This window comes from Parabacteroides sp. AF17-3, from assembly GCF_003635445.1.
Taxonomy (GTDB): domain Bacteria; phylum Bacteroidota; class Bacteroidia; order Bacteroidales; family Tannerellaceae; genus Parabacteroides; species Parabacteroides goldsteinii.
On record NZ_QTMM01000010.1, the window covers coordinates 253297 to 268266 of the forward strand.

A 14970-nucleotide genomic window follows, 5' to 3' on the forward strand; every position below is an offset into this window, starting at 1 on the left:
CAGGTCATATAAAATAGTATCTTTGTAAATCAATGTAACCAATAAACTATTACATATTATGAAAGCAGATTTCAATTATGATGAATTCCCGGGTCGTTTTGCCCATTGTCTCAACGAGAAATGCGTGCGTCGTGATACCTGCCTTCGGCATCAGGTGTGGCTTCGTGTTCCTCAAACGCGCGGAGGTGTATATATTATCAATCCGGGCCACCTTGCATCTCTCACCGGCGAAGAGTGTCCTTTCTTCCTGCTCGACCAACCGCAGCGGTTCGCCAGAGGCATAACCTGCCTGTTCGATGATATCCCTTTGCGAAAAGCCGAGACAATCAAATCACAGCTTATTGCCCATCTGGGACGTAATACCTATTACCGCTGTAAACAAAAGAAGCGCCTGGTCAGGCCGAAAGAGCAGGCATATATCAAAAAGCTGTTCCTTGCCCAAGGCATTACCGAAGAGCCGCAATATGACGAATATATGGAGTATTATGATTTGGATAGAGATTGATTCATAGTCTGTTACGGACTACTGAATGATCTATCCGTATAGATGCAGAAATATCATATATTGTGATACTCAATTCTCATATATTATACGAATGTTGTATCATAATATATGAGAATATGGTATCCTAATATAAGATACAGAAGTTGTCTGGTTGCGGAATGAAAAACAGGTGCGCTTACATTCTCCGAAAGACCGGATTTCTTGGATTTTTGTGCTTGAAAATGGAAAAAGCCGTAATAGTATGGATTTTTTGCTTCCGATAAATAATAATATTAATGTACGCGCATGTACATTATATATAAGACCTTTAATATTTCTCTAACGGATTAAAGACGGAGATGAATGTGTAGCTATTGAATTATAAAACGTGAAGTGCGAAAAAGGACTGACTAATTTAAAGGTTCCTTTTTTCTAGTCACAAAATTACAACAATCTTTTTAACCACCACTCTTTTTCTCTATATTTTTTTCTTTCTCTATATCCTTTCTTATCAACAGAATAACAAAGTTAGTACAAAATTCGACCTTTCCGGTATGAACTCAAATCATACACCCAAAAATGACGAGAAAAAAGGAACGTTTAAACTCGTCATTTAACATTTGGCAGTCTCTGAACGGATCCGTGAAATGGACTTTTATAACACTATTATTAATATTAAATTTATTGATTATGAACAAAAAGTTTTCTACTTTGATGGCTTGTGCATTTATGGCAAGTGCTTTCTCATTGGGGGCTCAAACGCATGCGTTGACTGCTCAGGGAGAAATTCCTTACCGTACACAAGCTGTTTTGTCAGAACAGTTCGATGCCTGCCTGACAGGGGTTAAGGCTATTAATCCGGACTATTATTATCAATTACAGGTTAATGCTAACGGTTCTGTAGTTACAGAGGATCAAAATGATTTGGTTCCTGCTAAGGTCTTGGTACAGGTTCGCGATTATGCAACAGGTAATTTGACTTTGAAAGTGATGGATATCGACAAAGCTCCTCTTACAGGTTCTTTGTGGAGAATCGAAGTAAAAGACAATGGTCTTCGTGGTAAGGAATTTGTTTTTGTAAACAGAGAAACAGGTTATACTATCAATTATGATTGTGCAGACGCTTTTGAACCTACAACTGTTAGTACAACTATCAATGTAGATGCAAATCAGACAACTATTATTAAAGATGATAATAATCGTTGGGAATGGTATTCAGATGATGAACAACCCGATATCTTCGGTCCGAAGAAAGTGTACTCTTATGTACATGAAGGTGATAAAGTAATGGGACTGATTGCCAAAACAGATGGTGATGTTGTTGCTGTAAAGGTGAAAAAATCTTTATTGAATGACGAGATGACCAATATCAACTTCCTGACATTGACAGTTCGTACTGCCGGTGCAAAGGTGTTGACTGCTAAAGATATCAATTCGATGATCGATGCAGAAGGTTCATGGCAGAACAGAACCAGCAATAATGAAGCAATCTTTAATGCTTTTGGTTTGATTGGAACTAAGGCTGCTATCACAAACGAAGATTTGGTTACAGGTGCTTATCTGGCTCAAGAAGTTGCTGCTGTATATCCTGCTTATGCTGCTTGGGATATGGTACAGGCTGCGTCTGGTAAGTTCTTCGGATACAATATCCTGTTGAACAAGAAAACTACCGATAAGTATTTAATGGTGGCAACAGACGAGACACACGAATCTATTCAGAATCCGTCTTTACATGGTGGTCTGAAAGTAATAGATGCTAAGCTTGCACGTGTAAATGAAGAAGCTTGTGATGCATTGTTAGCTCGTTATATCTGGAAAGCAACTTATTATGCAACTAATGATAGTCTGGTACTGGAACCACTGAACGCATCTGTAATTACAACAGCGTTGAAGCAGGCTGGTAAAAAATGGAATCAGACAAAATTGGCTGATGCAACTGCTGATGAATACTACAACACGATTAATGCAGGTTCCACAACAGGAAATAATGTTGATTTGAACGGTGAATTTGCTAAAAAGGCAGAGAAAATTCCGGTTGCATTAACAGCTATGAATGCTACTAATGGCATTGATAGCCGTACAGTTATTACTGTCGGTCAGCCTCAGAATGCAGTAACCAGTGGTCATGATGTAAAGACTGCCAATGGTATTGCTATTGTTGCTGCCGAAAATCATGCTAATCAGCCGTATTGCTATCCGTACGCAAATATGAACGTGAAAGTGAACTTCAATAACACTTATTTGCCTATATTGAACCGTACAACTCAGGCAACAGGTATCTATTATCTGCAACTTTCAACTACTAAGACTAACAGTTCTTTGGATGAAAAACGTTTGAATGGTTCTTATCTGGTTGCTGATTATGCAGGACACTATCGGTACGATGTTTGGGAAGCTGAACAGAACTTCGCTCACATGCCTGCAACACAGTGGGTTGTTGAACAATTGGGTTGCCCGGAAGGTGGAAACCGTTGGGTGAAGATCACAAACCGTGAATTTGCATCTCAGGCATTTATGGGTCAGTTGTATACTGCCGGAAAGAATGCAGAAGGCAAAGAATTGGTGTATATCATCAACCATAACTACCAGGGCTTGCGCGATCATAACAATGTGGCAACTCCGGTTACAAACAATGCATTGAACTGTGCTGACACATTGATTTTCGCCGCTGTTGAAAATCCGACAATCGGCTATCTGAATATTGCTGATGATGTATTGAGAGAAAACAAATATGCTTTCAACCTGATCGAAAAAGACTTTAGCAATCAGTTCCTGTCTGCTAACGATGTAATTGAAAACTTACGTTTGTCTACTACAGCTACAAACTTTGAATTCTTCCGCGTTGCAGCTCCTGCATTCGGTTATAAAGTTGGTGGTGGTACTATCGGTGAAAAATATCTGTATAAAGTAAAAGTAAGCGATGCCAACAAGATCGACAACGATCATGTTTGGGTTGCATACGATAACAACCACAAATTTGTGATTGCTTCTGAAAGTGATATCAATGCCGGTAGAGACGGTTTGAAATGGGCTACATTCGCCTTCAAAGAAAACAGCGAAAACGAAGGTGTTGATTGCTTTACTTTAGTTCATCACGAACTGGTAACTGTAGAGCATGACAAGACTGCTTATCAGCCGGTAGGCGTTCTGTCAAAAGAACTTCAGACTGCTCATACAAAAGCTATCGATCTGTGCCAGAGAGAATACGATGTATTCGATATTATTCCTGATGCAAGACCTCTGTATATGAACATGCGTGGTGATGCTGTCGTTGGCGACAAATATGCAAGCTATATCAACAGCGAAGAAAACTGCATGAAGTTTACTCACACGAAGACTGCTGGTAACTTGTTTGAAAGAAGCTTGCTTGCTGAAGGTTTACTGAACTATCTGGATATCGAAACGCTGTCTGATGCCGGTAGCAGAAAGAATGCAGCTTTGTATGTAGACGAAGTAGCAGCTGCTGTAGATTCTCGTATGCCTCAGTATATGTTTGTTATCAGACCTGATAGCGCAGTTGCTTATACTTGGTGTTCACAACACGGAATCAATTCAACTTGCGAACATTCAGCTCCTTACAAAGGCTATGTAGCAGGTGAATTCCTGGTTAACTTGAATGACTCTATTCACGCTTCTATCAACAAACTGACAGATGCAAGCAAATTCCATAGCGATAACTATACAAGACTTGCTTTCGTAGAAGCTATCCACCAGGGTGATTTCTTGTATGTTCTGAAAGCTCCGTATACAATCGCAAGCATCAGCGCTGCTGATCCTGCTACAGAAAAGATGTATGTAGTTCCTACTTATCTGGCTGCTGATCAGGAAGGTATTGTTTACGATAAGATCGCTCTTGACGGTGCACACAACAACGTTGCTTTTGCTATCCGTTATGTAGGTGATACAGAAGAAGACGGCATCATGCTTGAATCTTACGACGTAGCAATGGCTGAAGCTGATAAGTCAGAAGCCGGTATCGGTTCTTTCACTGGTGCTTGGGTTACTTTGAACGGAACAGGTGTTCCTGTATTAGGCAAGTTCCATAATGAAAACGGAAACCACGATACTGACGATTCAGTTGGTGGAGGAAATAGTGCTCCGGTAAAAGACTTTAGCCAGGTTATCAACCAGGCTGCTGTATTCGCTCCGAATGCAACTGAAGGTCCTGCAACAGATACAGAAGAAGTTGAAGTTGCTACTATCAAAGTAATTTCAGGAAATGGTTCTGTTACTGTAATAGGTGCAGAAGGCAAGACAGTTACTATCAGCAACGTCCTTGGCCAGACAATTGCTAACACAGTGGTTACTTCTAACGAAGCTACAATCTCTGCTCCTGCAGGTGTAGTAGTAGTTGCTGTAGAAGGCGAAACAGCTGTAAAAGCAATCGTTAAATAAGAAATTATTTATAATCAAATAATTCTAATAGAGTATCACGCAGCGCAATAGCGTTAATTACCCTGTGACAGGTGAACAAGTGATATTTATTAATACTAAAGTAATGAAATAAAGTTCTTCTGTTCTACCTCTGTGAAGAGTGAAAACAGACAAAAAAAGCAAGCCTCGGGGGATTCGTCTCCTGGGGCTTTGTGTTGTTTAGTCAAAACATTTTGACTAAATTCGCCCGTCCTTATCGAGATACACGTGGAATATTATGAAGAACAAATAGTAAGAGGGGTAAAGGAGGGTGATGAGAACGCTTTCCGGATACTTTATGATAAGTATTATCATCGTCTGTTCTGTATCTCCCGGCAATATCTGCAAGATGAATTTCTGGCTGAAACGATTGTATCGGATGTGTTTTTCCATCTTTGGGAAAATCGTAAAACAATAGATATACAAATCTCTCTGAATGCGTATCTTATACGTATGGTCCGGAATTTTTCCCTGAATTATTTACAGAAGAATTATGTCGGGAGGGAGGTCAGTCTGAATGATATGGATATGACTTCCCCTTTGTTATTTCTTTCGGATGAATATCCGTTGGGGCGTTTGATGGAAAAGGAACTGATGGCTAAAGTACAGGAAGAGATTGAACGCCTGCCGAAAGAAACACGCCAGGTTTTTATTCTCAGCCGCCTGGAAGAATTGAAACATGACGAGATTGCAGCCCGTCTAGGCATTTCGGTCAATACCGTCAAATATCATATTAAACAAGCATTATCAATATTGCGTGATCGTTTAAAAGACTATCTGATAGTGCTTTTGGTCTGCTTTGTGAAATATTTTTGAAAAAAGTGAGTTTTTTCACTACCCCATTTCTCTACTATTCTTGTCTACCTTATAACAACATAGAAAATGAATAAAACGGAACAAATATATTATCCCGATGACCTGATTACCGCTTATTTGAATAATGAGCTGAATAAGGAACAGCGCGTTGAATTGGAACAATGGGTGGCTGCCGACACTGCCCATAAACAATATTTCTATGAAATGACCGAAGTGTGGCTGGCTGCTAACGCCGCTTCGGGGACCCAAGAAGAAAGCAACCGTGCTTTTCAACATTTCCGGGGACGAATCTTCGTATCGCAAAAGAAGAAACGCTTTTCATTGCGTTTTGTCAGAGTGGCGGCGGCAATATTTGCAGGTATCCTGTTGTTGGGAGGAGGTTATTACTGGGGGCATAACCATTTCGATCCATCTTCCTTATATGCGATGCAGACGGTTGAGGTTCCTATAGGATCACGTAGCCGGATCGTTTTGCAGGACGGAACGGTGGTTTGGCTGAACGCGGGAAGTAAATTGAGTTATACAAGCGGTTTTTCCCATCAGGACCGCCATGTCCGGCTGGAAGGAGAAGGCTATTTTGAAGTGACTCGCAATGAAAAACTGCCTTTTATTGTGAATACCAGCGATCTCGATGTAAAGGTGCTGGGAACTAAGTTTAGCGTGAAAGCATATACTGACGAAGAAAACATAGAAGTGATATTGGCGGAAGGATCTGTTAATCTGTTGAACATAAAGAACCCGGATGAATCGCTGATCATGAAACCGGAGCAACAGGTTATATATAACAAAGAAACCGGAACAACCGATATACACAAAGTGCCGGCATCATTAGCCGGACATTGGACAACCGGTGCGCACTTCTTTAATGAACAGACCCTGGAACAGATAGTCAGAGAACTGGAAAAGTCATTCGATGTCACCTTTATCTTTAGGAATGAAGAGAAGAAGAAGTTAACCTTTTACGGCGATTTCAGAGTGGATGATTCGTTGGATGACATATTGATGATCATGTCCAGCAGTGGAAAATTCAAGTATAGAAAAACGAATAATATTATAGAGCTCTATTAAAACAAAGTAGTATTAACTAAAAAAGAAAGGAGAATAGATACGGAAATTAGCAATGTGAATAAAAAGCGAATCGGAAAATGTTGGTACCATTTCCCGATTCAGATAGTCATTAAACTTTTTTGTTATTAAAAACAACAATACAAAATTATGGAAAACATTCCTTATGAGAAAATTAGAGCAACATTATTTGCTCATAAAAAAACATTATTTATTACAGGCTTATGTACTGTACTTATAGCAGGTAACGGACAATCTGCTTTTGCGGCACTGCCCCAGGAAAAGAAAATAACCTTGAATGTCCGGAATATTACTGTGAAAGACGCAATAGAAACTGTAAAAAAACAGAGTGGCTATTCTTTTTTCATCGATACGAAAGAGGTACAACTGCACAAACAGATCAGCGTTAATCTGACAGGTAAATCTATTTCTGAAGCATTGGATATTATATTCAGTGATCAACCGGTCAAATATGAGATTAAGGGAAGACATGTCATTGTAACCGGAAAGGACGTATTGGTTCCCCGTGAGAACATGGCAAAAGACGTCCGGATCTCGGGTGTTGTAAAAGATGAGTTGGGGGAACCTGTATCCGGAGCCAATGTAGTCGTGAAAGGACAGGTACTGGGAACTATAACTGATATGGATGGCCGTTATTCTCTGAACGTTCCGGCTAAGTCGGTATTGGTGGTAACATTTATCGGTTATAAGACAAAAGAAGTGCCGGTAGGCAAACAGTCTGTGATAAATGTAACTTTATCAGAAGATGCCGAGTTGCTTGACGAAGTTGTTGTGACGGCTTTGGGTATCAAACGGGAGGAGAAAGCGTTGGGATATTCCGTCCAGAAAGTAGGAGGTGAACGCCTGGCTGCCGTAAAAACAGTAGATGTGGCTACTTCACTGACCGGTAAGATTGCCGGATTGAATGTGAAGAACAGCACGGAATTCGATACGACACCTGATTTGGCTTTGCGTGGGGAAAATCCGCTGTTAGTAATAGATGGAGTTCCTTATGGGAATATGAAGCTACAAGATGTGGCTTCTGATGACATCGAGTCTGTTGACGTATTGAAAGGGGCTACTGCGTCTGCACTTTATGGAGCTCGTGGTTCTTCCGGTGCAATTATGGTGACTACTAAAAGAGGCTCTGAAGATGGCTTGAACATTTCTGTTAACAGCAACACGATGTTCAACGCCGGATATCTGAAATTTCCAAAAGTACAATCGTCCTATAGCGGTGGGCAGGGTGGCAAATATAACCCTACGGATTACGTTTGGGGAGATAAGCTGGATATAGGTCGTACGGCTCTTCAATATGACCCTTATACCTATGAATGGAGTGAGATGCCATTGACTTCAAAAGGTAAAAACAATTTGAAGAATTTTCAGGAAACAGGTTTTGTTACTAATAATAATGTGAGTGTTACACAGAAAGGAAAGTATGGCAGTTTTCGTACATCTCTGACTCATGTTTATAATAAAGGACAGTGGCCGAATACCAAGCTGAATAAAATAACTTATACAGCTTCCGGTAACATGCATTACAAAGGATTCGATCTGGATGCCGGTATTACCTATAATAAACGTTTCTCTCCTAACGGCGAAGATTCCGGTTATGGCGGCAATGGATTAATATACAACCTGCTGGACCGGTCCCGAATGGGATGTCCGTGATTATAAAAATTACTGGCGGGTGAAAGATGTAGAACAGAACTGGTATAACGAGAGATATTATAATAATCCCTATTATATAGCAAACGAGATTGTCGGTTCCAGCGATTTTGACAAAGTGAATGGGTTTGTCTCCGGTAGTTATAAGATTACACCTTGGTTAAAAGCGATGTTAAGATCCGGATTGGATGCGTATTCAACCCGTAAAGAATGGCGCAACCCGATTGGAGCCTATGGTGCATGGGATAAGAAAGGATATTATGAACTGCAAACGCCGAATGGGTATAGTATCAATACGGACTTTATGTTAATGGCGGATCATAAGTTCGGAAACTTTTCTTTAGACGGTTTTGTCGGGGGGAATATTTACTTTTATCAGGACAATAAACATACCAGCCATACGAAAAATGGGTTGTTGGTTCCAGGCTTTTATTCTTTAAAATCTTCCGTAGATCCGGCTGCGACTTCCTCTTCGGTGGTTAAAAAACAAACGAATAGTTTGTTTGCCAAAATGTCTGTTTCCTGGAAAAGTGCTTTGTTTTTAGATGTGACCGGACGTAACGACTGGTCATCGTCGTTGCCATCCGATACTCGTTCTTATTTTTATCCGTCTGTTGCCGGAAGTGTGGTTTTGTCTGAATTTATTCCAATGCCTTCATGTATTGATTTCTGGAAAGTGAGAGGCTCCTGGACAATGTCGAAAGATGATACAAGCGTGTATGCGACCAACAATACTTATTCAATCTCGACAAATATATGGGATGATGTCACGACTGCTTATTATCCAACAACGATTCGGAATAAATCGGTTAAACCGAGTACTTCAAAATCGTATGAACTGGGTACAATGGTAACTTTCTTCGGTAAACGACTGATTTTAGATGCTGCTTATTATAACAAATATTACTATAACCGGATTGTGAATACAACAATCAGTGCTGCTTCCGGATTCGATAAAACACAAGTGAATTCTAAAGAAGAGTATGTAAGGCGTGGTGTAGAAATACAGGTGAGTGGAGATATCATAAAGAATAGGGATTTGAACTGGAATTCAACTTTCAACTGGGCTTTGGATCGGAAATACTATGCCAAACTCGACCCGGATTTCTCCTCTAAGAAACCTTGGGTGAAGGAGGGAGGTCGTACAGATTATGTAACATACGCTGATTATGAATATGACAAAGATGGTAATATGATTCATGAAGCCGGTTACCCATTAGTCGGTGATTATTCCACCCTTCATGGCTATTCGAATCCTGATTGGATATGGGGATGGGTAAATACGGTCACTTATAAGAATTTTACGTTGAGTTTTACAGTAGACGGGCGTGTTGGGGGGATCGCTTATTCAAATACCAATCAGGCATTATGGAATACCGGAGCGCATATAGAAAGTGATAATCAATGGCGTTATGATGAGGTAGTGAACGGATTAAAGAATTATATAGGTAAAGGAGTTAAGGTTGTATCCGGTACAGTGAAGTATGATTCGGATGGGAATATAACTTTTGATGATCGTGTATTTGCGCCCAATGATGTTCAGGTCTCTTACGAACAGTATATTCGTGAGTATCATTGTAATGCCTATACGGCAAGACCTCAGAATTATTTCAAGCAGACATTTATTAAATTAAGAGATTTGTCACTGACTTATCAGATGCCTCGGACACTTTGTGAAAAAGTCAGATTGAAGGGGGCCTCTATCGGTCTGGTAGGACAGAATTTATTGATTTGGACTAAAGAGTTTAAGTATGCTGATCCGGATGTAGGAAGTGATAATCTGAATGCTCCTTCTACCCGTTTGTTAGGTTTTAATATAAAGTTGGATTTATAATACGGAAAAGACAATGAATAAATATATAAAATTGGCTGTTTGCCTGATTACTGTAGCTTTCTGTTTTACCTCCTGTGGAAATTTTGATGAGATAAATACAGATCCGGATGTGCCAACCCGTGTTACTGCGGCTATGCTGGCTTCCGGGGGAATAAAAAGTATGCTTGGAAGCCCGGGTGCAAAAGATTTTGTTCAAAACAACCTGGCTTGTAAGCATATTGCCTGGGGTGAAAATTCACAGGGCTATCTTTATAATAGTTTTGGACGGAGTGGCCTAAGCGGATACAGTACGATTATCAATATGGAGAAGATGGTGGAACTGGCTCCAGAGCAAGATCAGAGTGCTTATTCCGGTCTCGCTCAGTTTATCAAAGCTTATAAATTGTTTTGGGTATCAATGGATTTAGGGGATATTCCTTATAGCGATGCTCTGAAGGGGGAAGAAGGAAATATGAAACCGAAGTATGATACGCAGAAGGAGGTAATGTTGCATGTGCTTGATGATCTGGATAAATCCTACGCTTTCTTTTGTGAGGCAAAAGATTTCGACGGTGATCCTTTCGTCGGAGGAAGTGTCGAAAGATGGAAAAAGATAGTCAGTGTGTTCCAGCTTCAGGTATTAATGTCGCTGTCGAAGAAAGTTGATGACCCTGATTTAAGAGTGAAGGAGCGTTTCGAGAAAATTGTAAGTTCATCAACTCTGATGACATCGAATGCGGATAATTTCCAATTGGTTTATTCCGATAAAGACGGACAGATTTATCCTTTATATTATACTACTATGTATTGGGATTATCCGATGGTATCTTCTTTTCTCATTGATATGTTGAGAGATACTAAGGATTATCGCTTGTTCTATTATGCAAGACCGGCTGAAAGTAAATTGAAGGCAGGGGTTGCAGCCGATAGCTGGGATGTTTTCGTCGGAACAGATGTTACATTGGATTTTGCATCTCATAAAGACTTATATGTAGCCAAGAATTTTTCCGGCCTGAACTGGCGGTATACTCATACCAGGGAAGGGGAACCGGTTGTCCGTCTGGGATATTCGCAGCAGAATTTCATTTTGGCGGAGGCTGTGGTGAGAGGCTGGATTACAGGAGATGCTTCGACGTATTATAAACAAGGGATAAAAGCCAGCATGGACTTTACAGTAGCGCATACTCCGGATGAGGATACTTATCATCAGGGACGGAAAATGACCCCGGAGGTTATTAACGACTTTCTTGCCCAGTTCTCCATACAGCTGACCGGAGATAAGGAAGACGATATCGAGAAGATCATTACGCAGCGTTACATCTCGAGCTTTATGCAATACCCCTGGGATGCTTATTTCGAATATCGCAGAACCGGTTATCCGAAGTTGCCGATAAATCCGGCAACCAGCCTGAACACCAATGCAAAGGATAAGATTCCGGTACGCTGGATGTACTCGACAGACGAGTATTCGTATAATAAAGAGAATGTGGAAGAAGCCGTGGCACGCCAGTATGGCGGAAATGATGAAGTGAATCAATTAATGTGGATTTTAAAATAATATCTGATCATGAAACAAAGTAGATTCTTTTTGTTGATTGTCTGTGCTTTCCTGTGTGTGAATGTCGCTAGTGCGGCAAAGTGGAAAGCCAAACATGTCGTGTTGATCGGCCTCGACGGCTGGGGTGCTTATAGTGTGGAAAAGGCGGAGATGCCGACTGTCAAGAAGTTGATGGCGGATGGTTCTTATACGTTGAAGAAGAGAAGTGTATTGCCTTCTTCTAGTGCGGTCAATTGGGCATCCATGTTTATGGGGGCAGGACCGGAGATTCACGGGTTTACGGAGTGGGGTTCGGAAAAGCCGGAGCTTCCGTCGCGTGAGATCAGCCATTACGGTTTGTTCCCTTCTGTGTGGGGATTGTTCCGTGACGCCAATCCGGATGCGGAGATGGGATATATTTATGAATGGGGCGGCATGAAGTATCTGGCGGAAATGCAGGCGATGAATAAGGAAGTGAATATCGCTCCTTCTGAAAGCAATCCGCGGGGATGTACGGCTGCGGCTGTCTCTTATATAAAGGAATCCCGTCCGGCTTTTGTCGGTATCATCTTTGAGCAGCCTGATGGCGTGGGGCATGGCGACGGACATGATACTCCGGCCTATTATACGAAGTTAAAAGAACTGGACGGATATATCGGCGAGATTGTAAAGGCTGTAGCCGATGCAGGCATGCTGGATGAAACGATCTTTATCGTTACTGCCGACCATGGCGGTATCAACAAAGGGCATGGCGGCAAGACTATGCAGGAAATGGAAACACCTTTCATTATCTCAGGTAAAAACGTAAAGAAAGGATACGAATTTACTGAAAGCATGATGCAGTTCGATGTCGCTTCGACAATCGCTTATATCTTTAACCTGAAACAACCTCAGGTTTGGATCGGAAGACCGATGAAACAGGTTTTTAAATAAGACGAATGCCGATAGCAGTTGGTTAGTAAAGTTCGGATAGTAGTCCGTGAAGGAATCGATAGTTACCCGTTGGAAGGCCGGTAACTATCGATTTTTGTTTTCCTGCTGTCCCTAATAATGAAATTGAAATAGCTTGTCTCCCTGTATTTGTTTATCTTTGCACGAAATAAGACAGTAAACATTATATGACGAAAGATATAACACCCGAATATGTGCTTGGTGACCTGCGTTATCTGCAATTGCTGGCACGTAGTTTCCCGACTGTTGCGGATGCCAGTACAGAGATCATCAACCTGGAGGCGATCCTGAACTTACCGAAGGGTACGGAGCATTTCCTGTCTGATATTCACGGAGAACATCAGGCGTTCAATCATGTGCTGAAAAATGCCTCCGGTGCGATCAAACGTAAAGTGAATGAGATATTCAGCAATACATTGCGCGATTACGAGAAGAAAGAACTCTGTACGCTGATCTATTACCCGGAACAGAAACTGGAACTGGTCAGCTCGAAGGAACCCGATCTGGACGACTGGTATCTGATCACCTTGAACCAACTGGTGAGGGTGTGCCGTAATGTATCGTCCAAATATACCCGCTCGAAAGTGCGCAAGGCATTACCGAAAGAGTTCTCCTATATCATCCAGGAGCTGTTGCATGAGTCGTCGGTCGAGCCGAATAAGTCGGCCTATGTGGACCAGATTATCAAAACGATTATCTCGACCGGGCGGGCAAACGATTTTATTATCGCCATGTGTAACCTGATACAGCGGCTGACGATCGACCTGCTGCATGTGATCGGCGATATCTACGATCGTGGCCCGGGAGCACATATCATTATGGATACGCTTTGCGACTACCATCATTTCGATATCCAGTGGGGTAACCACGATGTCCTGTGGATGGGGGCGGCCTCGGGCAACCTGGGGAGCATCGCCAATGTGATTCGCATGTGCCTCCGTTTCGGTAACCTGGCAACCCTGGAGGATGGCTATGGCATCAACCTGCTGCCGTTGGCTACCTTTGCGATGGATATTTATGGCGATGATCCCTGCGAATTGTTCATGCCGAAGACTAATGGGGCCGACTCGGCTTTCGACGAAAAGACGATCCGCCTGATCTCGCAGATGCACAAGGCAATAACGATCATCCAGTTCAAGCTGGAAGGGGATATTATCCGCCGCCGCCCCGAATTCGATATGGACGACCGTCTGTTGTTACACCATATCGACCTGAAACGCGGGACCATCCATCTGGACGGGAAAGAATATGAACTGAAAGACAAAAACTGGCCTACCATCAACCCGAAAGACCCGTACGCGCTGTCTATCGAGGAGGAAGACCTGATGCACCGCATGCTCCACTCGTTCGAATGCAGCGAGAAGCTGAAGAAACATATGCGTTGCCTCTTCCGGCATGGCAGTATGTATCAGGTTTGTAACTCCAACCTGCTGTTTCATGCCTCTGTCCCGATGAACGCCGACGGAACGTTGAAGAACATTTGTATCGAAGGGCAGGAATATAAGGGTAAGGCTTTGCTGGATAAGGTCGACCAGTTGATCCGTACCGCTTATTTCGATTCGGACGGCTCTCCGGAGAAGGACTTTGCCCTCGATTACATCTGGTATCTTTGGGGAGGAAAAGACTCTCCTTTGTTCGACAAGAGCAAGATGGCAACCTTCGAACGGGCTTTTATCGACGACAAGGCGGTGCAGAAGGAAGACAAAGGGGCGTATTATACCCTGCGTGAAGAAGAAAAGGTATGCGATATGATACTGGACGAGTTCGGGGTGACCGGGCCTCACCGCCATATCATCAACGGTCATGTGCCTGTCCGCTCCATCCAGGGAGAAAACCCGATCAAGGCAAACGGCAAGTTGCTGGTTATCGACGGCGGTTTCTCCAGACCTTACCATCCCGAGACCGGTATTGCCGGTTATACGCTGGTTTATCATTCCCGCGGTTTCCAGTTGGTGCAGCACGAACCGTTTCTGTCTACCGACCAGGCGATTAAGGAAGGCCGTGATATCCGTTCCACCACGATTGTGGTCGAGTTGAGCTCTCACCGCCAGATGGTGAAAGATACCGATAAAGGCGCCGACCTGCAACGCCAGATTCATGACCTGGAAAAGTTGCTGTATGCCTACCGCAACGGATTTATCAAAGAGAAGGAACGGAGTGAGTATTGAATCTAGAAATAATTGAACCTACTTTTCCCTTGATGGAAAAGTAGGCAAAAGA

Annotated in this window: 7 protein-coding genes and 1 pseudogene; all 8 read left to right on the forward strand. The window is 42.3% G+C overall.

The genetic code is table 11. From position 1 onward, the window contains the following. Nucleotides 1-58 precede the first annotated feature (58 nt). A complete protein-coding gene (locus DWW91_RS14995; protein ID WP_007655016.1) occupies nucleotides 59-505 on the forward strand; it encodes a DUF6078 family protein in 447 nt (148 codons plus the stop codon). A 669-nt stretch (nucleotides 506-1174) separates the two neighbouring features. Further along, complete coding sequence (locus tag DWW91_RS15000) at nucleotides 1175-4879, forward strand: DUF6383 domain-containing protein (RefSeq protein ID WP_122328184.1); 3705 nt, start codon at nucleotides 1175-1177, stop codon at nucleotides 4877-4879. Nucleotides 4880-5125: 246 nt separating this feature from the next. Continuing rightward, a complete protein-coding gene (locus DWW91_RS15005) occupies nucleotides 5126-5713 on the forward strand; it encodes an RNA polymerase sigma-70 factor (RefSeq protein WP_007655012.1) in 588 nt (195 codons plus the stop codon). A gap of 66 nt (nucleotides 5714-5779) precedes the next feature. Further along, nucleotides 5780-6781 (forward strand): FecR family protein, encoded by a 1002-nt coding sequence (locus DWW91_RS15010; RefSeq protein WP_007655010.1) that lies wholly within the window; start codon nucleotides 5780-5782, stop codon nucleotides 6779-6781. Nucleotides 6782-6928: 147 nt separating this feature from the next. Further along, nucleotides 6929-10283, forward strand: a pseudogene (locus DWW91_RS15015) (SusC/RagA family TonB-linked outer membrane protein). Nucleotides 10284-10296: 13 nt separating this feature from the next. After that, nucleotides 10297-11820 (forward strand): SusD/RagB family nutrient-binding outer membrane lipoprotein, encoded by a 1524-nt coding sequence (locus DWW91_RS15020; RefSeq protein ID WP_122328185.1) that lies wholly within the window; start codon nucleotides 10297-10299, stop codon nucleotides 11818-11820. A gap of 9 nt (nucleotides 11821-11829) precedes the next feature. After that, nucleotides 11830-12732 carry an alkaline phosphatase gene (locus tag DWW91_RS15025; RefSeq protein WP_122328186.1) on the forward strand — a complete coding sequence of 301 codons (903 nt, stop codon included), beginning with the start codon at nucleotides 11830-11832 and terminating at the stop codon, nucleotides 12730-12732. 185 nt (nucleotides 12733-12917) lie between these two features. Beyond that, nucleotides 12918-14918: a fructose-bisphosphatase class III gene (locus tag DWW91_RS15030; RefSeq protein WP_046145376.1), complete on the forward strand. Its 2001-nt coding sequence runs from the start codon at nucleotides 12918-12920 to the stop codon at nucleotides 14916-14918. Nucleotides 14919-14970 lie beyond the last annotated feature (52 nt).

Excerpts from the sequence above, each read along its gene's own strand:
- DWW91_RS14995 (WP_007655016.1), top strand. The coding sequence starts at position 59 with ATGAAAGCAGATTTCAATTATGATGAATTCCCGGGTCGTTTTGCCCAT.
- DWW91_RS15000 (WP_122328184.1), top strand. The coding sequence starts at position 1,175 with ATGAACAAAAAGTTTTCTACTTTGATGGCTTGTGCATTTATGGCAAGT.
- DWW91_RS15010 (WP_007655010.1), top strand. The coding sequence starts at position 5,780 with ATGAATAAAACGGAACAAATATATTATCCCGATGACCTGATTACCGCT.
- DWW91_RS15020 (WP_122328185.1), top strand. The coding sequence starts at position 10,297 with ATGAATAAATATATAAAATTGGCTGTTTGCCTGATTACTGTAGCTTTC.
- DWW91_RS15025 (WP_122328186.1), top strand. The coding sequence starts at position 11,830 with ATGAAACAAAGTAGATTCTTTTTGTTGATTGTCTGTGCTTTCCTGTGT.
- DWW91_RS15030 (WP_046145376.1), top strand. The coding sequence starts at position 12,918 with ATGACGAAAGATATAACACCCGAATATGTGCTTGGTGACCTGCGTTAT.